Source organism: SAR86 cluster bacterium (assembly GCA_023703535.1).
In the GTDB taxonomy this organism is placed as follows: Bacteria; Pseudomonadota; Gammaproteobacteria; order Magnimaribacterales; family TMED112; genus TMED112.
The window spans coordinates 656,855-682,943 of sequence record CP097967.1 but is presented as its reverse complement, the minus strand read 5'-3'; the positions used below and the strand labels follow the sequence as shown (position 1 = coordinate 682,943).

At 33.9% G+C, this 26,089-nt stretch carries 23 protein-coding genes and 3 tRNA genes; 20 read left to right on the top strand and 6 right to left on the bottom strand.

The window, feature by feature from the left end:
- Window positions 1–2 precede the first annotated feature (2 nt).
- The 6 genes from M9B42_03550 to M9B42_03525 are packed head-to-tail and all read left to right on the top strand — an operon-like array spanning window position 3 to window position 4,243.
- Window positions 3–431 carry a hypothetical protein gene (locus M9B42_03550; GenBank protein URQ63858.1) on the top strand — a complete coding sequence of 143 codons (429 nt, stop codon included), beginning with the start codon at window positions 3–5 and terminating at the stop codon, window positions 429–431.
- Window positions 428–571, top strand: coding sequence for a DUF2256 domain-containing protein (locus tag M9B42_03545; GenBank protein ID URQ63857.1), 144 nt, complete (start codon window positions 428–430; stop codon window positions 569–571). Before M9B42_03550 ends, M9B42_03545 begins: the two co-directional genes overlap by 4 nt.
- A complete protein-coding gene (locus M9B42_03540; protein URQ63856.1) occupies window positions 555–2,069 on the top strand; it encodes a glycosyltransferase family 39 protein in 1,515 nt (504 codons plus the stop codon). Before M9B42_03545 ends, M9B42_03540 begins: the two co-directional genes overlap by 17 nt.
- Window positions 2,062–2,766, top strand: a complete 705-nt coding sequence (locus M9B42_03535) for a phosphatase PAP2 family protein (GenBank protein URQ63855.1) — start codon at window positions 2,062–2,064, stop codon at window positions 2,764–2,766. Before M9B42_03540 ends, M9B42_03535 begins: the two co-directional genes overlap by 8 nt.
- Entirely contained in the window at window positions 2,766–3,308 is a 543-nt protein-coding gene (locus tag M9B42_03530) for a phosphatase PAP2 family protein (GenBank protein ID URQ63854.1), read from the top strand. The genes M9B42_03535 and M9B42_03530 overlap by 1 nt, the downstream gene beginning before the upstream one ends.
- Entirely contained in the window at window positions 3,293–4,243 is a 951-nt protein-coding gene (locus M9B42_03525; GenBank protein URQ63853.1) for a glycosyltransferase family 2 protein, read from the top strand. The genes M9B42_03530 and M9B42_03525 overlap by 16 nt, the downstream gene beginning before the upstream one ends.
- A 2-nt stretch (window positions 4,244–4,245) precedes the next feature.
- Here M9B42_03525 and M9B42_03520 read toward each other — a convergent pair whose 3' ends face one another.
- A complete protein-coding gene (locus tag M9B42_03520) occupies window positions 4,246–5,967 on the bottom strand; it encodes a beta-ketoacyl synthase (protein URQ63852.1) in 1,722 nt (573 codons plus the stop codon).
- A complete protein-coding gene (locus tag M9B42_03515) occupies window positions 5,960–6,802 on the bottom strand; it encodes a bifunctional 5,10-methylene-tetrahydrofolate dehydrogenase/5,10-methylene-tetrahydrofolate cyclohydrolase (protein ID URQ63851.1) in 843 nt (280 codons plus the stop codon). Before M9B42_03515 ends, M9B42_03520 begins: the two co-directional genes overlap by 8 nt.
- A 56-nt stretch (window positions 6,803–6,858) precedes the next feature.
- On the opposite strand from M9B42_03515, the gene M9B42_03510 reads away from it, so the two are divergent.
- From M9B42_03510 to M9B42_03495, 4 genes are all read left to right on the top strand, one after another.
- A tRNA-Pro gene (locus M9B42_03510) sits at window positions 6,859–6,935 on the top strand.
- A gap of 92 nt (window positions 6,936–7,027) precedes the next feature.
- Complete coding sequence (locus tag M9B42_03505) at window positions 7,028–8,479, top strand: S8 family serine peptidase (protein URQ63850.1); 1,452 nt, start codon at window positions 7,028–7,030, stop codon at window positions 8,477–8,479.
- 1 nt (window position 8,480) lies between these two features.
- Entirely contained in the window at window positions 8,481–9,020 is a 540-nt protein-coding gene (locus M9B42_03500; protein ID URQ63849.1) for a hypothetical protein, read from the top strand.
- A 64-nt stretch (window positions 9,021–9,084) separates the two neighbouring features.
- A tRNA-Arg gene (locus tag M9B42_03495) sits at window positions 9,085–9,161 on the top strand.
- On the opposite strand, the gene M9B42_03490 is transcribed toward M9B42_03495, so the two are convergent.
- A complete protein-coding gene (locus tag M9B42_03490) occupies window positions 9,162–10,562 on the bottom strand; it encodes a Glu/Leu/Phe/Val dehydrogenase (GenBank protein ID URQ63848.1) in 1,401 nt (466 codons plus the stop codon).
- A 61-nt stretch (window positions 10,563–10,623) separates the two neighbouring features.
- Between M9B42_03490 and M9B42_03485 the strand changes: the two genes are divergently transcribed.
- From M9B42_03485 to M9B42_03460, 6 genes are all read left to right on the top strand, one after another.
- Window positions 10,624–10,700: transfer RNA gene (locus M9B42_03485), tRNA-His, on the top strand.
- Between the two features lie 124 nt (window positions 10,701–10,824).
- The gene (clpP, locus tag M9B42_03480; GenBank protein URQ63847.1) at window positions 10,825–11,418 is read left to right on the top strand and encodes an ATP-dependent Clp endopeptidase proteolytic subunit ClpP; all 594 of its coding nucleotides are present in this window, start codon (window positions 10,825–10,827) and stop codon (window positions 11,416–11,418) included.
- Between the two features lie 2 nt (window positions 11,419–11,420).
- A complete protein-coding gene (clpX, locus tag M9B42_03475; GenBank protein URQ63846.1) occupies window positions 11,421–12,653 on the top strand; it encodes an ATP-dependent Clp protease ATP-binding subunit ClpX in 1,233 nt (410 codons plus the stop codon).
- Window positions 12,654–14,972, top strand: coding sequence for an endopeptidase La (lon, locus tag M9B42_03470; GenBank protein ID URQ63845.1), 2,319 nt, complete (start codon window positions 12,654–12,656; stop codon window positions 14,970–14,972).
- A 165-nt stretch (window positions 14,973–15,137) separates the two neighbouring features.
- A complete protein-coding gene (locus M9B42_03465) occupies window positions 15,138–15,413 on the top strand; it encodes an HU family DNA-binding protein (protein URQ63844.1) in 276 nt (91 codons plus the stop codon).
- 18 nt (window positions 15,414–15,431) lie between these two features.
- The gene (locus tag M9B42_03460; GenBank protein ID URQ63843.1) at window positions 15,432–17,285 is read left to right on the top strand and encodes a SurA N-terminal domain-containing protein; all 1,854 of its coding nucleotides are present in this window, start codon (window positions 15,432–15,434) and stop codon (window positions 17,283–17,285) included.
- On the opposite strand, the gene M9B42_03455 is transcribed toward M9B42_03460, so the two are convergent.
- A complete protein-coding gene (locus tag M9B42_03455) occupies window positions 17,272–18,045 on the bottom strand; it encodes an enoyl-ACP reductase (GenBank protein URQ63842.1) in 774 nt (257 codons plus the stop codon). The two genes, M9B42_03460 and M9B42_03455, sit on opposite strands and share 14 nt — an antisense overlap.
- Window positions 18,046–18,233: 188 nt before the next feature.
- Here M9B42_03455 and M9B42_03450 point away from each other — a divergent pair, with 188 nt between their 5' ends.
- Window positions 18,234–21,206: a TonB-dependent receptor gene (locus tag M9B42_03450; GenBank protein URQ63841.1), complete on the top strand. Its 2,973-nt coding sequence runs from the start codon at window positions 18,234–18,236 to the stop codon at window positions 21,204–21,206.
- A gap of 41 nt (window positions 21,207–21,247) precedes the next feature.
- Here M9B42_03450 and gloB read toward each other — a convergent pair whose 3' ends face one another.
- A complete protein-coding gene (gene gloB, locus M9B42_03445) occupies window positions 21,248–21,976 on the bottom strand; it encodes a hydroxyacylglutathione hydrolase (protein ID URQ63840.1) in 729 nt (242 codons plus the stop codon).
- Window positions 21,977–21,993: 17 nt separating this feature from the next.
- Between gloB and rnhA the strand changes: the two genes are divergently transcribed.
- Genes rnhA through gltX form a run of 3 tightly spaced genes read left to right on the top strand, consistent with a single transcriptional unit; the run spans window position 21,994 to window position 24,402 of the window.
- Window positions 21,994–22,428, top strand: coding sequence for a ribonuclease HI (gene rnhA, locus M9B42_03440; GenBank protein ID URQ63839.1), 435 nt, complete (start codon window positions 21,994–21,996; stop codon window positions 22,426–22,428).
- Entirely contained in the window at window positions 22,418–23,116 is a 699-nt protein-coding gene (gene dnaQ, locus M9B42_03435; GenBank protein URQ63838.1) for a DNA polymerase III subunit epsilon, read from the top strand. Before rnhA ends, dnaQ begins: the two co-directional genes overlap by 11 nt.
- Window positions 23,110–24,402, top strand: a complete 1,293-nt coding sequence (gene gltX, locus M9B42_03430) for a glutamate--tRNA ligase (protein ID URQ63837.1) — start codon at window positions 23,110–23,112, stop codon at window positions 24,400–24,402. Before dnaQ ends, gltX begins: the two co-directional genes overlap by 7 nt.
- Here gltX and ggt read toward each other — a convergent pair.
- Entirely contained in the window at window positions 24,386–26,089 is a 1,704-nt protein-coding gene (gene ggt / locus M9B42_03425; GenBank protein URQ63836.1) for a gamma-glutamyltransferase, read from the bottom strand. The genes gltX and ggt overlap by 17 nt on opposite strands.

Genomic DNA, 26,089 nt, shown 5'->3' with positions numbered 1-26,089 from the left:
TTATGTTTGTTGATATAGCTTTACAATTTATCCTCGCAACAATTATTGGTTCAATATGGGCAGCACCCTTTGTGATAACTCCAGCAGCGAGAAGGACTCTTGATAAAGAGGCATTAAAGTTTTTTTTGAGATCCTTTTTTTTCCGACTAAATCTTTTTTTAATAGTATTTTTAGTCCAGTATTTAGGTATATTTTATTTTTTTAAATTAGGAACTTACGAGCTGTTTTTTTCGAATTATGAAACATTGATTGCATGTATCATGATAGTGACTATTTTTCTTAATTTATTTATTTCCCTATTACTTTCCAGCATAGATCAACTTAAAAATAGAGTTCTATTCAATATCTTTCATTTATTAAGTGTAGTGATTTTAATTGGTAATTCTTTCGCTGCTACTTATTTGCTTGTTCAAAAATTTTTACTAATTTGAAGAAAGAAAATCTTCCCACAAAAATTTGTCCAATTTGTAAAAAGGATTTTTCTTGGAGAAAAAAATGGAGCAGAGACTGGCAAAATGTGATTTACTGTAGTGAGCGTTGTAGAAGGTCAAAAAATGAGCTTAAAAAATAACTTTTTTTACCTGGTATTATTTGCTGCATATATTCCACTACTATTTCTTGGCATAACTGATCTCGATGAAGGGGCGTTTAGCTCTACCTCTTTACAGATGCTGCGAGAAAAGCAATTTCTTATTCCTTACCTTGGAGATGAACTTAGATTAGAAAAACCAATTTTGACTTATATTTTTCAATGCATTTCTATTTTCGTATTTGGTATATCTGAGTTTTCATTGAGGCTGCCTTCTATGGTTGCAACTTTTATCTGGGGCTTTGTTTTTTCTAAATTTATTTTTAGCTTTAATAATGATTTTAAAACAACATCAGTTTTAAACATTTTTTTATTACTCCCTGGAATATTTCTTATGAGTTCAGTAGCAACAGCTGATGCTTTTTTGAACCTTTTTATAACTTTAGCAATGATTAATATTTACCGTTTTTGTGAAAATGAGAATAACGAGGAATTAATAAGATGTTCTGTTTGGATTGGATTAGGTTTTCTTACCAAAGGTTTAACAATTATTGCCATTTGTGGAGCTGTATTTGTAATTTTTTCAATAATTACAAAAAAATTTAATACATTTTTAGGTGCAATTTTAAGCATCAAGCCTTGGCTTATTTTTTTAACAATTACATTGCCATGGCTTTCTTATGTGTATCTAAAAATCGGTCTTGAGCCATTAAGTTATATGTTCCTTGGTCAATCTTTTGGGAGGTATACAACAGCTTTCGAAAGTCATGATGGAATGTTTTATTATTACTTTATAGTTTTGCCATTCGTGACACTTACTTTTTTCCCTGATTTCGTAAGGTCTTTATTTAAAATAAATTTCAAAGATAATTTAGAAAAGTTTCTTTTCACTTGGTTAGCTTTTGTTTTTATCTTTTTTTCCTTTTCTACTACAAAGTTGCCACATTATTTAATCTATGGTTTGGTCCCTATTGTATTTTTTCTACAAAAAATTTTTTTAATTGATCAGGAAAGAGCACCAACTATCTTAGAAAACATATATCAATTATTAATATGGCTCATGACCCTGGGTATTCCATACGCCCTTAGTTCATTTCTACCACAAAATAATTTTGATATTTCACTAAGTGTCTTTGAAGATATATTTAATAAAAACTTATATTTATTAATAGTTAGCTTAATAATTTTATTTCTAGTTTTGTTAATAATTTTACGTGTTGAAGTTAATTTTTTGAAAAAGATTTCTGCTTCTTTTTTTCTTCTAATTCTTTCAGTTCAAATTCTCCCTCTGATTATTGATTTGCAACAAAAAGACTTAAGAGAACTTGGAAAAAAATATGTAAATACAAATGAAAAAATCCTAGCTTATAAAATTAACAAACCAAGCTTTTCCTTTTATGCAAATGTTAACTATTACAGAGGATTAGAGCCAAATGTAATTATTCTTACAAGAGTAGATAAATTGAAATTTTTGGAAAATGAATATGAAATCCTTGATACCCAAGGAAATTATCTTTTAATTAAAATTACGGATGAGTAAATTACATATATTTATTGCAGGAATAATAATTTTTTGTTTAAGCCTTATACTTAAAATTTTTCAAGATTTAGAGTCAAAAATTGTAATTTTTTTCAATCAATTTCTTTTTGATTTAAATTTCTTTTCCTTTTTAACTGAGATAGGAAACGGTTTTTTTGCAACAGCATTATTGGTGCCCAGTCTTTCACTTTTATCTTCAAAATTAAAAATCAACTATGTGCCTGTGCAGCTTATGATAGTGCCTGCTCTATGTATTGGTTTAGATGTTCAATTTTTGAAATATATTTTATCTTTTGAAAGACCTGCAAGCATATTTACTGATGAGATAATTTTTCTTGAACCAATTTTCATAGCTGGAAGTTTTCCAAGCGGACATGCAGCGACTGTTTTGTCCGTAATTTTAATTTGGTTATCATTTGCTCTAAAAGATTTAAAATCAAAAGAAAGTAAAATTATCTTCTCTTTTTTTATTTTAGTAGCACTCTCTGTGGCATTAAGTAGAGTTATCATCGGCGCTCATTGGCTCTCCGATGTTCTTGGAAGTTTAGCTTTGGTACTAATGGTCATTGCAATTTTCAAAATAAATTTTATTAAAGCGTTTGTTGAGAAATCAATTTTTTTGAAATACTTTTCATTTGTGCTCATTGGTCTATCATGGGCCGGTATATTATTTTTTGATATTTCTGATTATTTATAATGAATGCAGATATTCTTTTTACATTATGGCTGAGTGATTTCAAATCGTTTGAATCGTTTTTTCAAATTATTTCTACAAGATTATTTTCATTTTCCCTGCTATTTTTATTCTCAATTTATTTTTTTTTTAAAAAAAAGTTTTGGGTTTTTGTTTTCATCATTTTAGCTATTCTAATAGGCGATTTTCTGGGAGCTTTGTTAAAAGAAATATTATCAGAGGAAAGGCCTTGTTTCGGAGCTAATGGAGAATTTCTTATTGGTGAGGGTATTTTAGAAAGCCTTTGTGGGGATCAGAAAACTGGCATGCCTTCAAATCATGCTTTGAATTTTTTCTTATTTACAAGCTTGTTCTTTTTAATAGAGAGAAATCTGTTAATAACTTCTATTTTAATTTTAATATCAATTTTGGTAGGTCTTTCAAGAGTATTTCTGATAAAACATTTTCTTAGCCAAGTTATAATAGGTACAGCCCTTGGATTAATTTTTGGCATTTTATTTTATGAAATTTATAAAAGGACAATAAAGAAGTGGACGTTTCAATAATATCACCTGTATTTAATGAAAAAGACAATCTTGAGCCATTCATAAAACAAGTCAGTGATGCATTAAGTAATGAAGCATGGACTTGGGAATTAATATTGGTAGATGATGGTAGTGAAGATGGCTCATTGAATTTGTTACAAAAACTCTCTAAATCGCAAAAAAATTTAAGAATTATATCTTTATCGAAAAACTTTGGACAAACATCAGCAATACAGGCTGGTTTCGACAATGCTTCAGGAAAATATTTAGTGACGCTTGATAGCGATCTTCAAAATGATCCAAAAGATATTCCAAATTTGCTTCATAAATTAATTAATGAAAATTTAGATCTAGTTGTTGGGTGGAGAAAAGACAGAAAAGATAATTTTTTATTTAGAAATCTACCATCTTACATTGCAAACAAGCTAATCGGAGCCATAACTGGTGTAAAGCTCAATGATTATGGGTGTAGTCTTAAAGCCTACAATGCAAAAATTTTACGAGAGGTGAAGCTTTATGGTGAAATGCATAGATTTATTCCAGCATGGATGGCAACAAAAGTTTCTGCCAAAAAAATTGATGAATTAGTTGTCGACCACCATCCAAGAATTGCGGGAGAATCAAAATACGGGATTTCTAGAACCTTTAGAGTTTTTTTAGATCTTATTTCTGTTTATTTCTTTATGAGATTTTTTAGTAGACCAGGTCATTTTTTTGGATTTCTTGGTTTGTTAATGACTTTTGTAGGAGTCGCTATTCTTAGTTATTTAATCTTTATTAAATTTGTTTACTCTATGGACATAGGCGATAGACCGCTTCTAATTGCTGGAACAATTTTTACAGTTGTTGGTGTTCAGTTCATAAGCTTGGGAGTGATAGGTGAGATTTTAAGTAGAACTTATTATGCTTCAAGCAAAGAAAGATCTTATCTAGTCAAATGGGATTCAAAGGATTAACCTTAAAAATCAGATTTTGTTAAATCTGAATTTAAGGCATAGTTAAAACCAGTTTTAGTCTTAATATTTTTCTTGGAAATTTCTAAATCAGTAAGATCGAGAACATCTTTATCGAATTCATAAATTGGTTCAATGTCGCTATTAACAGCTAACTCAAAATTTTTCTCTCTTAATTTTAAAGTAGCTTCTCGCTTCTTTTTCCATGCTTTCAGTTCTTTCTCTGTAAACCTTCTTTGAAGAAGTTCCTCTGTTAGGCTTGAAGATATTAATGCAGAGGTAGCATTATTTCCTCCAAAGCCTTTTGAATTTAAGAAGGCAATATCTTTTTGAGAGCTAAATTCTTTATTATCTAAAAAAAAGTCTAGATTATCTTTAAAAACATCATCAGCAAGCTTTGGTATCGTACAAATTCCTGTTAGTTTTTGACTTTCTAGGGCTCCTAAACCGCACCAAATTTGATCCATGCCAGCAGTCCCCATGGTATGTCCTAATTTAGATTTTACAGATGTAACTGGTAAATTTTGGATTCCAAATTCTTTTGCAAATGTTGAAATAATATGAGATTCAGTAATTCTATTTAAAGGAGTTCCTGTTCCATGAGCAAGAAAACAACTTTTTTCTTGAAGAGTCTTTGACCCAAATACAGTTTCGATATCTTTGAATGTTTTGCCTACTGAAAAATAATTTCCTGCCCCAGGACCGGAAATAGATTTTTTATTTCCGTCAGCATTAATATTTACATTTAAAAAGCAACCTCTGATATTCGCACCTACTTCTAAAGCAAGTCTATCACTCATAAGAATAGCAAAGCCCGCAGATTCACCACAAACCATGCCCATGTTGTCGCCAAATGGCCTGCAAAATTTTGTGTAATCCAGATCATCTCCTTCACCAAGTAGTTGCTGTAGATTAGTCATTCTCTCATCAGTCGCCATAGCTCCCATTGCACTAAAACCAATATAAGCAGGAGGGCCTAAAATTGCTTCGGCTGCTCCTACAATAACCAATTCACTCTTGCCACTCTTAATAAGTTCAACACCTGCATTAAGGTTATAAAGAGAAGTTGCACATGCACCTATAAAATGTCCGGTAATTCCTAAACTTCCAGTCACGTAAGCATTTATAAAATCTGCAGTCATTTCAGGAAGAGTAAAAGAAATGTGTTTAGATGAAGCTCTTTTGCCCATTGGATAAGATGCAAAAAGACCATCACCTGAATATCTGTCCATATTCATCACAGCGCATCCAGCAAAGCACCCAACCTTATCTCTCCCATAAGTATCAATTTCCTTTCGTAAATCGAAACCTGCATCTGACATTGCATCAGTGAAACCAACAATAGACATACCTAGAGCTTTTGGATGTTGTCTTGAAGCATAATGAGTAACAGGGTCTAATCTGTATGGTAATTGTCCACAAGCATTTGCAGGCATCTCATAGTCGTAACTCCAAAAAGTATTCCGAAAAAACTCATAGTCTAATTTTCTCATTAAAGTGTTTTCTAAAACTTCATTTTCTTTACTAAGGATTAGCTGTTCAATTTCTGGAGCCTCTGTTGTCTCATCAATTAAACCGCATAAGGTTAAAACTGATTTTAAATAATTAAATTTATTTTGTTCGGATTCAAGATCATAGATCATCCTTGAATAACTAAGGTTATGAGAACCTCTACCTGCAGGTGTAAGGCCTCCAAAACCAACTAGACACGGGATAGGTTTAGCCATTTATTCTTTTCTCCATTGACTTTACTGTATTTAGAATAAGTGAATTAATTGTCATAGGTCCAACTCCACCTGGAACAGGAGTATAAGCAGAGACAATTTTTTCAATCCCTTCCATATCAACATCTCCACAGTTTAGTTCAGGATGATATCCAGCATCAATTAAAATTGAGTCTTTCTTTAAATTATTAGCCTTAATAAATTTTGGTTTGCCAACAGCTGCAACAACGATATCGCCCATTGATATCAATTCGTTTAAGTTCTTAGTTTTGGAATGTGCAGTCAATACAGTTGCATTTGAGTTTAACAACATTGCCGACATCGGCTTCCCTAAAATTTGACTTCTTCCCACCACAATTGCCAACTTTCCAGTGCAATCTACTTTATAAGCATCAAGGAGCCTCATAATTCCAAAAGGCGTGCATGAATGAAACGCCTCAATACCCATAGCCATATTGCCATAGCCTTGTGTATTGACACCATCAACGTCTTTATCAAGCCGAATTTCATTGAAGCACTTCATTTCATCAACTTGTTTGGGAACAGGATGCTGCAATAAAATTCCATCAACATTTGCATTTTTGTTTAGCTCTCTTATGAGACCTAAAACATCTTCGGTAGACGAAGATTCAGGAAGTTTAAAAGATTTTGATTCTAGACCCAGTCGATGGCAAGTTTTTTCTTTCATAGAAACATATGTTTCCGAGGCTTTATCATCTCCAACAAGTATTGCTGCAAGAAATGGACTTCTACCCGCTTGAGCTTTTAAGTTTTCAACCTTATTTTTAATCTCTAAATTGCTTTTTTCTGCAACTTTTTTTCCATCTAATATAATCATTTATCTGTTAAATATTTGCTTGAAGTTAGCAAACATAGTTTATATGATTTCCTTTTCGGGGCATAGCGCAGTCTGGTAGCGCACCTGGTTTGGGACCAGGTGGTCGCAGGTTCAAATCCTGCTGCCCCGACCATTAACTAATCAATTGCAGTTTTAGCAGGTACAGCTGGAGAAGACTTAAATGTAGAGACCGTCACTGATGGTGGAACAACTGGTCAAGGAGTATTGGTTGCGGTCATTGATGATGGATTAGAAATAGCTCATGAGGATTTAGTAGATAACATCGTTACGGGTTCATATGATTTTTTAAATTCTGATGAAGATCCACTATATGAAAAAAATGATGGTTCTCATGGAAATGCTGTGGCTGGAATTATTGCAGCAAAAGGCTTTAATGGTATTGGAGTAAGAGGAGTGGCATATAATGCTTCCCTTATTGGATATAATTATCTTGAGAATTCAACTTATGAAAATCAAATTAAATCTTGGGGAACAGAACCACCAATACCAGTAAATGTAGACATTTATAACATGAGTTATGGCAGGGGTTACGGGGGAGAGGCAGAAAAATATACTTTTGCAGATTACCTAGAAGCTTCATTAGAGGATGCACTTATTTACGGTGTAGAGAACTTACGAGGAGGAAAGGGTGCAATATATGTTCAATCAGCAGGAAATGGTTTTAATGATTATCCAGCTGAAAATTCTGGAGTAAACTGTGGCACAAAATTGACATGCACTTCCATTGCAATTGATGACAATCAAAGTGTTCCACACATAATTCAAGTTTCTTCATTAAATGCAAACGGTCTGAGATCCACTTATTCAACTACAGGTCCATCGGTTTGGGTTGCGGGGTTTGGTGGAGAATACGGCACAATGACACCTGCTGTAATGACAACAGATGATACAGGTTGTGAAAAAGGATATGTAGGAGGCTCAACTGGTAGTCCTGCAAATGCTTTTGAAAGCACAGATGGACATCCTGAAAATCCAAATTGTAATTACACTTCAACATTTAATGGGACATCAGCAGCAGCCCCAACTGTTGCGGGCGTAATTGCATTGATGTTGGAAGCAAACCCAAACCTAACTTGGAGAGCTGTTAAACATATCCTCGCAACAACTTCGCAAAAAGTTGATCTTAATCAAACTTATACTCAACAAGATACTGTTCAATATCAGTGGACAACTAATGCTGCTGGGTATTCTCATCATCATTGGTATGGCTTTGGAAAAATAGATGGTGCTGCTGCCGTTTCTCTAGCTCAAACATTTAACTCTGAAGATTTAGGAAGTTTTTTCACAACTGATTACACTACTCCAGACGAGACATTCTCAATTCCTGATGAAGGTACAGTTACACAAACTATTTCTTTAACTAAACCTGAAAATGGTTCAGGAATAGTTGAGTTTGTGAGAGTTAGTTTTTCTTTTACTCATACAATTGCAAACTCGGTTGGAATAAGAGTTCAATCACCATCTGGAACATATATTCCAATTCTTCAGCCGTATACAAATTTAGCTAGCAGCCCTTCAAACTATACTGTTGATATTGGGGCTGCAGGTTTTTATGGAGAAAATATGGAAGGGGTCTGGACAGTAGAGTTTCGGGATTATGTGGGTGATTCTTCTTCTGGCACTGCAAAATGGGGAATAGAAGTTTATTCAAATTAGCATGAAAGTATTGTTTAAGTTTATTACTTTAATTTTAATGATGGACTTATCTGCTGAACAAATTGATATTAAAGAAATATCAGAAAACCTTGAGAAGAGTAAAAATCGACCATCAATTGAAAGCAGATATAAGTTTTTTTATAACTCCATAGCACTGAATAATGCTCTTTTGCCAAACCCTTCACTGCTGGGAGTAAAAAGTATTGGTTCTTATACGTATGAACTAGATAAATCTGTCCTAGAAGAATTTATTGATACGTCTATTAAAGCAGAGAAACTTTATGTAGTTGAGGACTTTGACCGTTCAATTAAATTTACTGATGGAAAGCTCATAATAAAGTTTTCAGAAAGTCAGAATTTAGAGGAATTTGCAAATAATAATTCTTTAGAATTAACTTCTGATTTTTCAGCTATTAATACAGGTGTTTTTAAGGTACAAGACTTTTCTCAGATAGAAAAAACAATCCTTAATTTACAAGCGCAAAAAAATATTAAGGAAATTGAGCTAAATACATTAAACCCACAAATACAAAAGAGATAGATTTTGGTCTCGATGAGTATTTTAGTAGATTAAAGAACTTTAGTTAATTAGAATACTTACCTTAGCGCCAGTAGCTCAGCTGGATAGAGCAGTAGCCTTCTAAGCTATTGGTCGGGGGTTCGAATCCTCCCTGGCGCGCCACTAAATCCCTATAGATTTATATGACTCAATAAGCTTTTTGATTGAATAAATATAAGCTGTTGTTCTAAGAGAAGGGTAGTCATTCTCATTCCAAATTTCACTCATGTTTTCATATGCCTCAAACATCATATCCTCAAGTCCTGAGCGAACTAAATCTAGTTCTGTTCTGCCCTTGCTTAATAGTAATTTTTTGTTTGAAGGTATTCTGGATCCTGTAGAGCTTTCAATTAAATTTATAAGAGAGGCATTCTCATATTCTTTTCTTCTTTTTTCCATTCTTCCAAATCTCATATGTGAAAGATTCCGTACCCACTCAAAATAACTTACTGCTACTCCTCCAGCATTTGCATATAAATCAGGAATAATCAAAACCCCTCTTTCATTAAGATAGTGATCTGCTCGTGAAGTTAATGGCCCATTAGCTGCTTCACAAATTACTTTAGCTTTAATTTGTTCTTGATTTTGCTCTGTGACAGTACCCTCTGTTGCTGCAGGGATAAAAATATCACAATCAGAAGCAAATACTTCTTCCTTTGTTTTTATATCTTCTCCAAATGGACAGTCTTTTACATCACCTGAATTGTCTAGCCAGTCTTTAATGCCTTGCACATTTAGACCTTTGGTATTATGGAAGGAAACATCTTTTTCTATTATTCCAACAATTTTTGAACCGTGTTCATTTAAAGCTCTAGCTGCGAAAAAACCTACTTTTCCAAGACCTTCGATTATGATTTTTTGACTTTTTAAGGGACCTTTGATTTTTGTTTTTTTCACATCTGCAGAATTAAAAAATGCCCTTAGTGCAAAAAATATTCCTCTTCCAGTTGCTTCAGTTCTTCCATCGACACCGCCCATATTCTCTGGTTTGCCAGTAACACATGCAAAAGCATTAATGTCATGAGGGTTGAGTCTTTTATATTCATCAGCTATCCACGCCATTTCTTTTTTTCCAGTTCCCATGTCAGGAGCAGGAACATTTAAACTTGGAGAAATAAGCCCTCTTTTAACTAGTTCTTCTGTAAATCTTCTTGTAATTTTTTCTAAATCTTCATCAGAATATTTTGACGGATCAATTTTTAAACCTCCTTTTGAACCTCCAAAAGGGACATCAATTACTGCATTTTTAAAAGTCATTAAAGCAGCCATAGCTTCAACTTCTGAAGCGCTCACAGCAGGACTATATCTGATTCCTCCTTTGACAGGCTCAAGATGTTCAGAATGCACTGCTCGCCAACCAGTAAATACTTTAATTCCCTTATCTAACTTAACTCCGAATCTTATAGTATGTGTGCTGTTGCAAGATTTAATTTGATTTGCAAGTCCTTTATCTATATCAAGAATTTCGATTGCATTGTTAAACATTTTCGAAATACTTTTTAGAAATAAATTATCTGATGACATATACTTACCCCCTTCAACGCATAATGATATAATTTTTTTTCCGAAATATCATAAAAATATGGTGGGCGTAGCTCAGTTGGTTAGAGCGCCGGTTTGTGGCACCGGAGGTCGAGGGTTCAACCCCCTTCGTCCACCCCATTAACCAAGAAGATTTAAATCAAGTTTTTGGTTATTTACGTCAAGTTCTTTAATATTTGTTATGAGTTTTTCACTTTTTTAGCTAAATTATTGATTTTTTACTAAAGTTCCCTATATTTTAAGTATGTTTAAAAATAATTTAGTACCAATGGTCGTTGAACAAACTTCCAGAGGAGAAAGAGCCTTTGATATTTTTTCAAGACTACTTAAAGATAGAATAATATTTATTGTAGGCGGTATAGATGACTATGTTGCCAATTTAGTTGTTGCCCAACTTCTTTTTTTAGAGTCCGAAGACCCAAAAAAAGATATCTTTATGTACATAAATTCACCTGGAGGGGTCATTACTTCAGGGCTGTCAATATTAGATACTATGAATTATTTAAAGTGTGATGTTTCAACAGTTTGCTTTGGACAGGCGGCGAGTATGGGGGCAGTTCTTCTTTCATGTGGGGCTAAGGGAAAAAGATTCGCATTACCGAATAGCAGAGTAATGATCCATCAGCCACTTGGTGGAGCAAGGGGTCAAGCAACAGATATAGAAATACAGGCAAAAGAAATACTTACCCTCAAAGAGAAATTAAATAAAATTCTTGCAGAAAAAACTAATCAATCGCTTAAAAAAATTGCTTCTGATACAGAGAGAGATTATTTTATGAACGCTGAAGAAGCAGTTAAATATGGTCTTGTTGATGAAGTCTTAACTGAGAGAAAGTAAAAATGGAAAAAGACAAATCAAAATTAAATTGCTCATTTTGTGGTAAATCTCAATCAAAAGTAAAAAAACTAATTGCCGGCCCTAATACATACATTTGTAATGAATGCGTAGATCTTTGCAATGACATACTTGACGTTGAGGAGAAAGAGAAAAAGGTCGATGACTTTTCTATCAATAAACCCAGAGAAATTTTTGACTACCTTGATGAGATTATAGTCGGACAAGATGATGCAAAGAAAAAATTATCTGTTGCTGTATACAATCACTATAAAAGAATATCCTCAAAAGATAATGGGGACGGAGTTGAAGTCCAAAAAAGTAATGTTCTTTTGTTAGGTCCAACAGGAAGTGGAAAAACACTTCTAGCACAAACTCTTGCTAAATATTTAGATGTGCCATTTGCAATAGCTGACGCGACATCCTTAACAGAAGCAGGTTATGTCGGGGAAGATGTTGAAAATATAATACAGAAGCTTCTTCAAAACGCTGAATATGATGTCGAAAAAGCACAGAGGGGCATTGTTTACATAGATGAAATAGATAAAATTTCAAAGAAAGGTGAGAACGTCTCTATTACAAGAGATGTTTCAGGGGAGGGAGTTCAGCAAGCGCTATTAAAAATTATTGAAGGTTCGATTGCATCTATTCCACCTCAAGGAGGAAGAAAGCATCCACAACAGGAGTTCTTGCAAGTAGATACAAAGGATATCTTATTTATTTGTGGAGGAGCATTTAATGGATTAGAGGAACAAATCCAAAAAAGAGTCTCTGACAATACAATAGGTTTCAACTCAAATATTCAAAAACTTTCTGATGAAGTAAAGGGATCACTTTTCAAAGAGGCTAAATCACAAGATCTAAATAAATATGGTCTTATTCCAGAATTTATTGGTAGGTTCCCAGTTGTAGCCGCTCTTGAAGAATTATCTGAGAGTGAGCTAGTAAAAGTTATGTCTGAAACAAAAAATTCAATCACTGATCAATTTAAATATCTTTTCAAGTTAGACAACATAACTTTGGAATTTACCGATGGTGCATTCAAACAAATTGCAAGAGAAGCAAAAGCTAGCGCATCAGGAGCCAGAGCTTTAAGAGCAATCTTTGAGGAGATTTTGCAAGATTCAATGTTTAATTTCCCTTCAGAAAAAAATATAGAGAAAGTTGTTGTGGATGAAAATGTTGTGAAAAACAAAGAGCAACCTCTAAAACTTCTCAGAAAAAAAATTGCTAACTAAATGGCAGCTGAAGATTTAAAATTAAAATTAAAAATGCCAATGATTCCATTAAGGGATGTTGTTATTTTTCCAAATACAGTTTCTACCTTGTTTGTTGGAAGAGAAAAATCGATTTTTTCTTTAGAGGATGCATTGAGAACAAACAAAAAAATCTTTCTTGTAGCCCAAAAATCACCTGGAAATGAATCTCCACAATTAAAAGATTTACCAGAAATAGGAACAATATCCACTCTTCTTCAAATGATAAAATTACCTGATGGCACCGTGAAAATTCTTGTTGAGGGACTTCAAAGAGCAAAGCTTAATAAAATAACAACTGACAAAGGATACTTTGCTGAAATTGAAAAAATTGAAGAGCTTGTAGAAGACTCTAAGTATGAGCAAGACCTTCTTGCAACAATTAAAAATCAATTTACTGAGTTTGTTTCGGTTTCAAGAAAAGTTTCCCATGAAATAATTAACCAAGTTCAATCAATGGCAAATTTATCAAAAGCAGTTGATGTCATTGCCTCCAACATTCATCTATCAGTTAAAGATAAGCAAATGATTTTAGAAAAAGAAAATCCTTCAGAAAGAGGTGAGGCTCTTTCAGGATTGCTTGAAGCTCAAATAGAGCTTATTGAAGTTGAACATAGAATCAGAGGAAGAGTTAAGAAACAAATGGAAAAATCTCAAAAGGAATATTTTTTAAATGAACAAATCAAAGCTGCACAAAAAGAATTAGGTGACATAAGTGATGAAAAAAACGAATTAGAAGAACTGCAGAAGAAAATCGAAGAAACAAAATTATCAAAAGAAGCACTAGAAAAAATTAATTCAGAATTTTCTAAGTTAAAACAAATGTCTCCAATGTCAGCAGAGGCAACAGTTGTAAGAACATATATTGATACTTTGTTAGAAGTTCCGTGGAGCAAGAGAACCAAAATTAATCTTGATTTAACAAAAGCAAAAGAAGTTCTTGATCAGGATCACTATGGTCTTAAGGAAGTTAAAGAGAGAATACTTGAGTATTTAGCAGTGCAAAAAAGAGTGAAAAAAATGAAAGCTCCAGTACTTTGTTTTGTGGGGCCGCCAGGAGTTGGTAAAACATCATTAGGTGAATCTATTGCCAGATCAGTTAACAGAGAATTCATAAGGCTTTCATTAGGAGGAGTAAGAGATGAGGCTGAAATAAGAGGACATAGAAAAACATATATTGGATCAATGCCTGGAAAACTTATCCAAAAACTTTCAAAAACAAAAGTAAAAAATCCATTATTCTTATTCGATGAAATTGATAAAGTTGGAATGGATCATAGGGGAGATCCGTCATCTGCATTGTTAGAGGTTCTTGATCCTGAACAAAATAATACTTTCAATGATCATTATTTAGAGGTTGATTACGATCTATCAGAAGTAATGTTTATATGTACTGCAAACTCATTAAACATACCACCTGCTCTTTTAGATAGAATGGAAATAATCAGACTTCCTGGTTACATAGAGGATGAAAAATTAAATATCGCAAAAAATTATTTAGTTCCAAGAAATTTGTCCAAGAACGGGCTTAAAAATGATGAGCTAATATTTAGTGATAATTCAATTTTAAAAATTATAAGGAACTACACCAGAGAAGCTGGAGTAAGAAGTTTAGATAGAGAGCTTAATAAAATATGTCGAAAAAAAGTAAAAGAAATTTCATTAGGATCAAAAACTTCAAAGAATATTGATAACAGAGTTGTAAGAAATATTTTAGGACCAGAATTATTTGACTTTGGCCAGTTGGAAAATCAAAACTCTCTTGGACAGGTAAATGGTTTGGCCTGGACATCTGTCGGAGGGGAGCTGTTAAAAATTGAGGCAGCCTTAACAAAGGGGAAAGGTAGGGTTACAAAAACAGGTTCACTCGGAGATGTTATGCAAGAGTCGATACAGGCTGCACTTACTGTTGTAAAAAATATTTCTAATGATGCGCAAATTAAAAATGATTTCTTTGAAAAGCATGATTTACACATTCACGTTCCTGAGGGAGCAACTCCCAAAGATGGGCCCAGCGCAGGTATAACAATGTGCACGGCAATATCATCAGTGGTCCTTAATAAAAAAGTAAAAGGAAATTTAGCAATGACTGGCGAAATAACTCTAGGAGGCAAAGTTCTAAAAATTGGTGGTTTAAAAGAAAAACTTATTGCAGCAAAAAGATCAGGCATAACAAATGTAATAATTCCAAAAGAAAATGTTGGCGACTTAGAAAAAGTTGAAAAAAATATTTTGAAAAACTTGAAAATTATTCCAGTGAAAAAAATTGAAGAGGTGCTGGAGAAAGCTCTAGTAAAATAAATTTTTTTCCTCTATAGATTTTTGTAAGGCCACAATTAAATCCCGAAAAAGTCAAATAATACGCCGATAATAAAACTTAAATATTTTTTAACTAATGCTTGATTTATTAATTTTTAAGGTCTAATGTTATAAAAAGCCTGTAACAGGGCATTTTGAGGAGAACTTATGAATAAGGCTGATTTAATTGAAGTGATTGCCGGTCAGACTGGCAGCACAAAAGTCGACGCTGCAAAAGCACTTGATGTAATAGTAGATGCTGTGAGTGGAGAACTTGCAAAAGGTGGCTCTGTCTCATTAGTAGGCTTTGGTACCTTTTCTGTTAGACACAGAGCTGCAAGGGACGGGATTAACCCGCAGAATCCTTCACAAAAGATTCACATTCCTGCAGCAAATGTTCCTGTGTTTAAAGCAGGTAAAGCACTAAAAGCTGCTGTTAACTAAATAAAAGTTTTTAACTGAGTGATCAGTTTTTTACGGGAAAGGCTACAAGGAATTGTAGCCTTTTCTTTTTTAGGTATTATTGCCCTAACATTCGCTTTTTTGGGGCTCCCTACCTTTACGCAAACTTTTACTAAAAATAATTATGCAACTATAGGAGAATATGAAATCTCCCAATCTGAATATATATCAACAAGAAATCAGGTAGAGTCAACTCTCAGAGATCAATTTGGTCAAAGTGTAGATTTATCAAATCCTATTCTTTTTGATGCTGTAGAGGAACTCACAAAAAACTCACTCATTGAGAGATATACAATCATTAAACTTTTCGATGAACTAGGCATCGATGTCCCAGAAAATTATATAGAAAACGAACTTTCTAAAGTGGAATCATTTCAAGTCGATGGAAAATTTGATCAGGAAGCGTTTAAAAATTACCTAATCAATTTTAATTTATCTAAAAATGAATTAATGAGAAGTTTTTCAAATGACTTCAAAATTAATTTCTCTGTAAATTTACTTAGCTCAATGATCAATAGTTTTGACAAAGATATTGATGAATACTTAAAACTTGTCACTGAAAAAAGGGATTTGATTTTTGTTAATTTAACTTCAGAAAATGTAGCAAATGATTTTGAAATATCTGAAGATGACTTAATTTCTTATTACTCAGAAAACCCAAATTTATTTCTGGTTCCTGAAAAACGATCTTTTTATGAGATAAACCTTTCATCTAAAAATTTTGATTTTGATATAAGTGAAGAGGAGTTTGCAGCTGGCTATGATGCATATCTTTCTTCATTACCAAAACCTGAAAAAAGAGTCTCTCATATAATGATTATTAGAGAGAACTATGAATCTGATGATGCATTTAATTCAAGAGTGGAAGAAGTTACAAATAATTTCGAATCAAGTACGTTTGCAGAACTTGTAAATAAATTTACTGAAGATGATGGAACAAAAGAAGCTGACGGAGACTTAGGCTTTACTGATGGTCAGATTTTTCCAGAACCCTTTGAAAGCAGAATAAGCTCTCTAAATGTTAATGAGATAAATTCAGAACCCATTTTTTATGAATCAAATGCACATTTTCTTTATGTTACAGAAATTAATGCAACTGAAATTGCCTCATATGAAGATAAAAAATCTGACCTAGAGAATGAAATCAAACAGATAAAATTTGAGGAAAAAATTACCGAAATTTCAGAAAATTTTGAAGGGAGTTCAGCTGCATTTGAAACCTTCATAGAGTTATACAATTTACCAAACAAACTTAATACTGACAAAACTTACACAGATTTATCAAATTTACAAATAGCGGATATTGTATTTGGTGCAAATTTAAATAATTGGTCAGAAATTTTAAAAGTTGATGACGATGAATTTATTTTAGCCTTTATTACTGATATCCAAGAGTCATTTCAGGACGAATTTACGTCTGTTAAAGAGAAAGCTCAAGAGCTTTTAGAGGCAAAGTTGAAAGATGCTTACATTGAAGAAATTTTTGCAAGCGATGAAGAGGTCGATTTATCTAACACATTTTTTGCTTCAAAATTTTCTTTAAAAAATGTTGAAGTTGAACAATTTTTAGATATTGATAGATCTACTTCTTTGTTTTCTGAGAATCAAGTTGCTGAATTATTTACTACAGACAAGATAGGTGTTGTGCAAAAAAGATTAATTGGCACTGATTTATTCATTTTTCAAATTACTAAAAGAAACCCTGGAAGTCTTGATAGGATAAGTGAAGAGGAGAGGGCAAGCTTTATTCTAGAAAGTAACGGCCTGAAATTTCAAAGCCTTCTTGAAGAGCTTCAGAAAAGTTACACTTTAAAAGATAGTTTAAAAATCAATAACAATACTACTCAAATTTAGTAGCTTGGATATTGTATCCACCATCAACATAGATAGTTTGTCCGGTTATACCGCTCGACATATCACTTAACAAAAAGGTTGCTGTATTCCCTACCTCTTCAGCTGAGATATTTCTTCCTAGAGGTGTTTCTTCACCGTATTTATTTAGCATAGATTTGAATCCCTTTATCCCGGAAGCAGCAAGTGTCTTAATTGGTCCAGCAGAAATAGAGTTTACTCTCACTCCCTTCTTTCCAAGACTTGAAGCGAAATATCTAACTCCTGCTTCTAGACTTGCTTTTGCCATTCCCATTACGTTGTAGTTAGGCGTTGCCTCTTGTGAACCTATGTAAGTCAGTGTGACTATAGACGAATTTTCAGACATGAATGGGTGTGCTTCTTTAATCAAGCCAGCAAAGCTATAGGAGCTAATATCATGTGTAATTCCAAATCCTTCCCTTGTAATAGACTCTTCAATGCTTCCTGAAATTTGATCGGCAGGAGCAAAACCTACAGAATGTACAATTCCATCAATTTTCCCCCATTCATTCACGCATCTTTCAATTAATTTTTTAATATCGACATCACTTGAAAGATCACATATTTCAGTAAAGCCGTTACCATTTTCCTTAGCAAAAGTGGAAATAAATTTTTCAAATCTCTCATTTTGGTAGCTAAACCCTAATTTTGCTCCATTTTCATGCAAAGATTTTGCTATAGATGAGGCTATAGAATATTTGTTAGCCAGCCCAACTATAAGAATTTTTTTGTTTTTTACCATTTTGGTGATTATAAGCTAAATTCTTTTTTTTACCCTGAAATCTTCACTAAAAACCCTAAATCAACGTTTTTTAAGGGGAAAAACCACAAAAGGTGTTATTTTTACTGTTTTTTTAGCTTTTCAGCTATGTGACAGAGTTGAAAAAACTGTAGAATAGTACACATGAATGAACTCTTTCGGAGGATGTAATGAATTCATATGTTAAATTTTTAATGAGCTTGCTCACATTGATGTCAGTCTCATTCGTAACTTTTGCGCAAGAAGAAGACGAAGAAGCTGATGATGTAGAGGAAGTTGTTGTTACAGGTTCAAGGATTGCTAGAACAAGCAACTACGAATCTGTAGGTCCAGTTGAGGTTATAACCATCGACCAAGTCAGAGACGCTGGTAAAAATAATATCGGTGACTACTTGATCGAATTACCTTCAGCAAACCTTGCTTCTAACCAAAGATCTGTGAATAACGGAAACTCTGGTACAACAGAAGTTAACTTAAGGGGTGCTGGCTCAGGTAGATTATTAACCTTGATAAACGGCAGAAGAGTGGCGCCAACAGGTACCGGTACAGGTAACGCTGTTGACTTCCAAATTTTCCCACTAGCTATGATCGAATCTGTTGAGGTTCTGAAAGATGGTGCGGCTGCTGTTTATGGATCAGATGCTGTTTCTGGCGTTGTAAACGTTAAGTTAAGAGAATTCGAAGGTGCTGAATTTTACGGTTCTTTTGGTTCTTCTGCTCAAGGTGATGCAAATGCAAGTGAATTTTCATTTGCTTATGGATCAAGAGGAGAAAGATCAAGCAATGTAACCGCTATTAGTTGGTATCAGAATGATGACTTAAATATGTCAGAAAGAGAATATAGTTACTGTCCAAGGCTTGAGCCTGACTACATTCTTTATTTCCAATATTTTGGTATTTCAGGATATGGTAATGAAGGTGATAACGTAGGTAATAACCAGACCTCATGTGGTGCTTCTACATTTATTCCAAATGGTAGATTCTACACATCATCAGGTTCACAAACTATTTATACCAAAGGTGGAGATCTATCTCCTTTCTACTGGTATGACTACGCTGGTTATAATGCTGAGACAGCAACAGGTAGAGGTATGTATAACTATAGTGAATACATGCAGTTACTTGGTGGTAGAGAAAACTATCAGTTCATGACTGATGGTAAGTATGAGTCAGACCTATTTGGTGGTGCTACTTTTGATTACAACATTATGTACTCAAAGAGACTATCAACATTACAAATGGCTCCAGTTCCTATGGGTGCTGGTGCGCAGGTAACTTATGGTCTAACAATTCCTGCTGACAACGCATTTAACCCATTGGGTGAAGCTTTCACTTACAGAAAGAGAATGTTGGACGTTGGTCCTAGATTATTCTCACAAGAAGCTGATACTTTAAGAATTGTTCTTGGAGTTTCAGGTGATCTTGATTTCTTAGGTTTAGATGGTGCGTCATGGGAAGCATATACTGTTTACCACAGATTTAATTCTCCAAACCAAACCAAAAACTACATCGATATGTATAGAGTTGAACAAGCTCTTAATACAGAACTTGGTGCAGGTGTTGTTGGTGCGGATGGACAACAATATAGATGTGCAGATGCTCTTGCAAGAAAGCTTGGCTGTGTTCCACTTAATATGTTTGGACCAGACAGTATTACTCAGGCTGCAGGAGACTACATAAGATATAACAAAAAAGACAAGCTTCTTACAGAAGCAAACGAATACGCATTTAACGTGAGTAACGTTACGCTTTTTGATCTTCCAGCTGGACCAGTTGCTATGGCATTTGGTTTTGACAAGTTTGACCTTTATGGTGAAGACAATGTCGATGGATTAACAGAAGCAGGTTTGTCATCTGGTAACCCAAGACTATCTACTTCAGGTGGATATGTTTCTGAGGATGCTTATTTCGAAGTACAGGTTCCTTTAGTAGCAGATACTTTCTTAGCTGAAGAGTTAAGAGTTGAATTTGCTGCAAGACAATCAGAATTTGATTCTTTCGAAGGTGACAATGTTGAAAGGGTTTCTCTTTACTGGAAGCCTATTGAAGACTTAACCATTAGGGGAACAGACTCAACATCATATAGGGCTCCTACAATTTCAAACCTCTTCTTCGGTGGAGGTGGTGGATTCCCTACCTATGTTGACGTTTGTGAGCAGAACTATGTTGCATTGCAAGATGCGGCTACACAAGCAGCTTTAACAGCTAACTGTGCGGCTTTTGCAGGACTTGATACATCAACATGGTCTACTTCTAATAACCAAATTTTACAATTAGTTGTTGGTAACCCAGATCTCGTTCCGGAAGCTGGAACAAGTATGACTTATGGTTTTGTTTATCAACCTTCATTTAAATTTATTGAAGAATATAACGTTGCTATTGCTGCTGACTACTTCGAACTTGAAGTTGGAAACGCAGTGGTAACTTCTGGTGTGCAAAACACATTATTACAGTGTTATGTAAACGCTGATCCTACTTTCTGTGGTCGAATTTCAAGACCTGCTGGTGGTGACGTTGTTTCTGTTGAAACAGCTTACTTAAACAGTAATTCTTTAGATCACTATGAAGGATACGATGTGTCTGCAACTGCTGATTTCTCAGACCTACCATTCATTGGTGGTGACTTAAGAGTACAACTTCAGTGGACACACCTTGTTGAAAATACAACAGTTGATGCTACCGGTGTCAGTGATGACTATGTTGGACAATGTTATGACTTTGGTGAGTCATGTTTCAACAGAGACAGATCTACTGGCCTATTCACTTGGTCTTCAGGTGATTGGACAGTTAACTGGGTAACCAGATTTATGAGTGGTATTTCTGCTCCAGAAGATGCATTAAATTACTTTGATGTAGCTAATGGCGGAGCTAACCCATATACTGGTGCAGCATTCCCAGCTGGCGTATTAGAAGACGTTATGGATACATATTCAATAGAAGATTTCTATTATCACAATGCAAGTGTCTCATATCAGTATGATGACAACACAAGAGTAAACGTAGCTATTACTAACGTGTTTGACGAAGAGGCTCCATATTACAAGTCATTCTTTGGTTTCGTTGATCCACAGATTAACACTCCACAGAATACTTATGATATTGTTGGGCAATACGTCACAGCATCTGTGTCATATAGTTTCTAATATTGATACATTCTTAAAAGGCCTCTTCGGAGGCCTTTTTTTTAGGCAGAGTCTTTTCTTTCTCTTAATTCTGTAAACCACTCTAAAGCAGGCTTTGCTTTAGCAAATTCTGGTCTGTTTTCCAGCAAGAATAAATTAATTCTTTTTTCCAGTGAGAGCAAAGTTGGAAGGGTAATGTTGCCCTCTGATAGTAATTTCTTTGAATGGTTAAGATTCTCTAAAATTATCTCATCATCGTGAACAGAATATGCAAACTGTAAATTCGATACAGTATATTCGTGTGCAGCATAAATAAGTGTCGTTTCCGGCAAGCCATTGAGTTTTTGTATTGAATTATGTAATTGTTCAAATGTGCCTTCAAAAGCTCTACCACATCCACCCGAAAAAAGAGTATCCCCACAAAAAAGTGAATTAATATCTTCCGAGTAATAACTGATGTGGTCCAAAGTGTGTCCTGGTGTTTCAAAAATTTTATATTTATTTCCAAGAACTTCTATTTCATCATTTTCTGAAACAAACTTATTTATAAATTTATTACTTTGCTTAGGACCATAAATATTTCCTTTCACTAGCTTATGAAGATCCTCTAAACCGCCTGTATGATCAAAATGATGATGTGTTATCAAGATATCCTCTAAAATTAAATCATTATCTTTTATTAAATTTAATAACTCTTTTGAATCTCCTGGATCTACTACAGCGAGTTTATTGTTTTTTTGAATACACCAAATGTAATTATCTGTAAAAGCAGGTATGTGAAAAATTTTCATTACTTTATAATCTAATTATGTCTATAAAAGTATACACAGATGGAGCTTGCAGGGGCAATCCAGGACCTGGAGGGTGGGGCGTATATATACTCGATGGAAATGAGCAGAAAGAATTTTATGGTGGCAGTCCCTCAACCACAAACAATCAAATGGAAATGCAAGCGGCTCTTGAAGCTCTTATTTATTTAAAGGATAGAAATGAGCATATTGAACTATTTACAGATTCAAATATCGTAAAAAAAGGCATGACTGAATGGATGGAAAACTGGAAAAGGAATAACTGGAAAAACTCAAATAAAAAGACTGTTAAAAATAAAGAAATTTGGCTGCAATTAGATGAAGCAAGTAAATCATTGAATGTTACATGGATATGGGTCAAAGGACATGATGGTGTTCCAGGAAATGAAAAAGCAGATTTTCTAGCGAATAAAGGAGCCGATAGTGTCTCATAGACTAATTTCTTTTGATACTGAGACAACTGGCTTACATGTTGAATCAGGAGACAGAGTAATTGAAATTGGCGCAGTAGAAATCTTAGATAGAGAAAAAACCAAAGCAACTTTTCAAACATATTTAAATCCTGAAGGTAAAGCTATAAGCGAGGGGGCAAAACAAATTACCAATATCAATGAGTCAGATTTAAAGGAAGCACCGCTATTCAAAGATATTGAGGATGAATTTATAAACTTTGTTAAAGGGGCTGAGCTAATCATTCATAATGCTCAATTTGACATCGGTTTTATCAATAATGAATTAAGGTTAGCTAAATCAAAAATAAAAGACATAAGAGATATATGCAGTGTTTATGATACTTTAGTTGTGGCAAAAGAAATGTTCCCTGGACAGAGAAATAACCTAGACGCACTGTCAAAAAGATTGAATATTAAAGGGTACGATAGAACTTTCCATGGAGCCTTATTAGATGCTCAAATTCTCGCAGATACATATTTAAATATGACTGGTGGACAGGTTTCTTTGGATTTAAATAATACAACGCAGGAAGTTAAAGAAACACAAAATCAAAATATAAAAGTTGAATTTGATGTCTCACACATAACAATTGATGAGAATGATCAAACTGAACATGAAAAATTTTTAAAACTTTTATCTAAGAAAAGCAAGCAGGAAATAAATTGGTAAAGGAAATTGTAACAAGGTTCGCACCAAGCCCTACAGGATATTTGCATATAGGAGGTGTTAGGACAGCTTTATTTAATTATATTTTTGCAAAAAAAAATCAAGGTAAATTCCTAGTACGTATAGAAGATACTGATAAAGAGCGATCGGAAGAGCAGTTTATTGAAGCTATTATGGAGGGTTTAAATTGGGTAGGTTTAAATCCTGATTTTGAGCCTATTAAACAAAGCGAAAGGTTTGATATGTACAAGGAAGAGGCCACAAGATTAATGGATTTAGGAGAGGCATATGAGGATGAAGGAGCTGTAAGATTAAAGGTTAAAAGAGAAGGCTCAACTCTTGTTAAGGACTTAGTCTATGGAGATATCGAATTTCTTAATAGTGAATTAGATGACATAGTAATTTTAAGAAGTGATGGATCACCAACATATCATTTTTGTAATGTAATTGATGATAACTCTCAGGGTGTATCTCACATTATTCGAGGAGAGGATCACTTGCCAAATACTCCAAAACAAATACAAATAGTAAATGCGCTTGGCTATAAAGAGTTCCAATATGCACATTTGCCCCTTGTTCTTGGAGAGGATAAAAAGAGACTATCAAAAAGACATGCAGCTACAGATCTTATGGCATATAAAAATTTAGGATATCTTCCTGAAGCGGTAAAGAATACTTTGACTAGATTAGGGTGGTCAAAAGGTGATAAAGAAATTTTTACAATTTCAGAAATTATTAACACATTTGATATTAAAGATGTTTCTCGTTCAGGAGCAGTATTCGATATAGGCAAAATGAATTTTGTAAATCAACATCATCTTTCATCTCTCACAGATGAGGAATTAATCTCACTAATAAAGCCTTTTAATGAAATGAATAATTTTGACCTATCAAATCATCATGATCCAAAAAAATTAATTCGACTTTGTGTAACCAGTGGCAACAATTTAAGTGAAATTTCTAAGTTTATTCAGCCTTTTGTTAATGATTTTGAGAATTACAATGAAGATGATTTAAATAAACATTTATTGGAATCAGGAGATGTCATAGACTTCTTTTTATCTGAACTTGTAGGAATTGACGATTGGAGTGAAGAATCTTTTGAATCAGTTATAAATAAGGCACTAGAAGAGTTGAAATTGCCTATGCCTAAGATTGGTCTTCCAATAAGAGTAGCTTTATTAGGAAGAAAAAATTCACCACATCTCAGCTCAACAATTTATTTAATAGCAAAGGAGAGTGCCCTTTCAAGATTGGAAAAAGCTAAGAAAGTTATTTCTGAACACTAACTTTAGCATTCGGTCTTCTTAAATCGGCATAACCATATTTGCTATCACCTTCAATTAAAATACTTTGAGTGCTCCCAATCGTATCTGACTCCTCTAGCTTATGGCCATAAATTTTCAAAATTCTCCTCGTATCAAAGTTTAGGAATTTTTCAATATCCATCTCAACAGATTGATAATCTTGATGTATTCTTGGCATCATTGTTGCTGCACCAATATCTAATCCAAAATCAACAACGTTCAGAACAACTTGAAGGTTTATATCAGGAATCTTTGAACCACCAGGACTGCCAGTAATTAATTTAAGGTTATTTTCGTTATCAAAAACAAATATTGGACACATGGTACTCATTGGTCTTTTATACTGCTCAAGTTTATTCGCTGGAGATGCACCTCTTCTTAAAGACCCTATTTCACCAAAATCATGTGCAAAATTATTCATTTGGCTATTCGTAAGTATTCCTGTCCCCGGTATTGTTACACCAGATCCAAAAGAAAAACCAAGAGTATAGGTAACTGAAACTGCATTACCGCTTTTGTCTATAATTGAGTAGTGTGTAGTGTCTTTTGATTCTTTAAAATTTCTTTCAAGTCTTGTCACCCATTTATTGATGCTCTCCATGCTTGAGGCACGTTTAAGGTTAATTTTTTTTGATTTTTTTACTCCTAAATCTTTTGAAATAATCTTTTCGAGAGGAATATTGCTAAAGTTCGGATCTCCTATATATCTTGATCTACTTTGATGACCTAATTTCATTGCTTCTGCCAGTAGGTGTAAATATTTGCCACTATTTGGCGATAACTCAGATAAATTAAAATTTTCTAGTACATTTAATGCGGTTATTACTGCAACACCTCCACCACTTGGAGGTCCTTGAGTAAATACAGTGTGACCTCTATATGTAGTAGAAATAGGTTTACCAACATTTACTTTATATTTTTTAAGATCGCTCTTTCTAATGAGTCCACCATTTTCTATCATTGCTTTTTCTATTCTTTCGGCATTCTCTCCATCATAAAATCCAGCTTTCCCAAAATCTCTGATTAATTCCATTGTTTTAATAAGGTCTTCAATGAATAATTTTCCACCTCTTATAACTTCATCAGCTAGATATATTTTTTTTGACTCTGGGTCATTTTTTAATGATTCAGTATCGTTAATTGCCCAATACAAGTCGTCGGTAACGGGAACTCCTTCCTTAAGCAATTCAATGGTTGGATTAACTAAGTCTGCCAGATCCATAGTGCCAAACATTTCGTGTGCTTCTATCAATCCTGCAACTGTGCCTGGCACAGCTATTGCTTTATAGCCTTCTTCAGAAAGTTCATATTGATGAACTCCATTTACTTTATAAACATCAGGAGTAGCTAATTTTGGAGACATCGATCTAAAATCAAAGCTTATGATGCTCTCTGTTTTTTTATCATAAACTAACATAAAACCACCACCACCAATGTTTCCAGCTCTTGGCAAGGTAGCTGTTAATGAAAAACCAACAGCTATTGCAGCATCTACAGCATTTCCGCCTTTTGAGAGTATTTCAGCACCAATATCTGATGAGAGATAATTCTGAGATACAACCATTCCTTTAGTTGTTTCTGTTGAGTGGTATGGGTGCGGATAGTCTAAATAATCTTGAGAGCTAAGGTATCCAGATAAAGTGAGAATTAATATTAAAAATAATTTCAT

What these genes read in the sequence shown, in the direction of transcription:
- M9B42_03550 (URQ63858.1), top strand. Translation starts at nt 3, where the DNA reads ATGTTTGTTGATATAGCTTTACAATTTATCCTCGCAACAATTATTGGT.
- M9B42_03540 (URQ63856.1), top strand. Translation starts at nt 555, where the DNA reads ATGAGCTTAAAAAATAACTTTTTTTACCTGGTATTATTTGCTGCATAT.
- M9B42_03535 (URQ63855.1), top strand. Translation starts at nt 2,062, where the DNA reads ATGAGTAAATTACATATATTTATTGCAGGAATAATAATTTTTTGTTTA.
- M9B42_03530 (URQ63854.1), top strand. Translation starts at nt 2,766, where the DNA reads ATGAATGCAGATATTCTTTTTACATTATGGCTGAGTGATTTCAAATCG.
- M9B42_03520 (URQ63852.1), bottom strand. Translation starts at nt 5,967, where the DNA reads ATGGCTAAACCTATCCCGTGTCTAGTTGGTTTTGGAGGCCTTACACCT.
- M9B42_03515 (URQ63851.1), bottom strand. Translation starts at nt 6,802, where the DNA reads ATGATTATATTAGATGGAAAAAAAGTTGCAGAAAAAAGCAATTTAGAG.
- M9B42_03500 (URQ63849.1), top strand. Translation starts at nt 8,481, where the DNA reads ATGAAAGTATTGTTTAAGTTTATTACTTTAATTTTAATGATGGACTTA.
- M9B42_03490 (URQ63848.1), bottom strand. Translation starts at nt 10,562, where the DNA reads ATGTCATCAGATAATTTATTTCTAAAAAGTATTTCGAAAATGTTTAAC.
- clpP (URQ63847.1), top strand. Translation starts at nt 10,825, where the DNA reads ATGTTTAAAAATAATTTAGTACCAATGGTCGTTGAACAAACTTCCAGA.
- clpX (URQ63846.1), top strand. Translation starts at nt 11,421, where the DNA reads ATGGAAAAAGACAAATCAAAATTAAATTGCTCATTTTGTGGTAAATCT.
- lon (URQ63845.1), top strand. Translation starts at nt 12,654, where the DNA reads ATGGCAGCTGAAGATTTAAAATTAAAATTAAAAATGCCAATGATTCCA.
- M9B42_03465 (URQ63844.1), top strand. Translation starts at nt 15,138, where the DNA reads ATGAATAAGGCTGATTTAATTGAAGTGATTGCCGGTCAGACTGGCAGC.
- M9B42_03455 (URQ63842.1), bottom strand. Translation starts at nt 18,045, where the DNA reads ATGGTAAAAAACAAAAAAATTCTTATAGTTGGGCTGGCTAACAAATAT.
- M9B42_03450 (URQ63841.1), top strand. Translation starts at nt 18,234, where the DNA reads ATGAATTCATATGTTAAATTTTTAATGAGCTTGCTCACATTGATGTCA.
- gloB (URQ63840.1), bottom strand. Translation starts at nt 21,976, where the DNA reads ATGAAAATTTTTCACATACCTGCTTTTACAGATAATTACATTTGGTGT.
- rnhA (URQ63839.1), top strand. Translation starts at nt 21,994, where the DNA reads ATGTCTATAAAAGTATACACAGATGGAGCTTGCAGGGGCAATCCAGGA.
- ggt (URQ63836.1), bottom strand. Translation starts at nt 26,089, where the DNA reads ATGAAATTATTTTTAATATTAATTCTCACTTTATCTGGATACCTTAGC.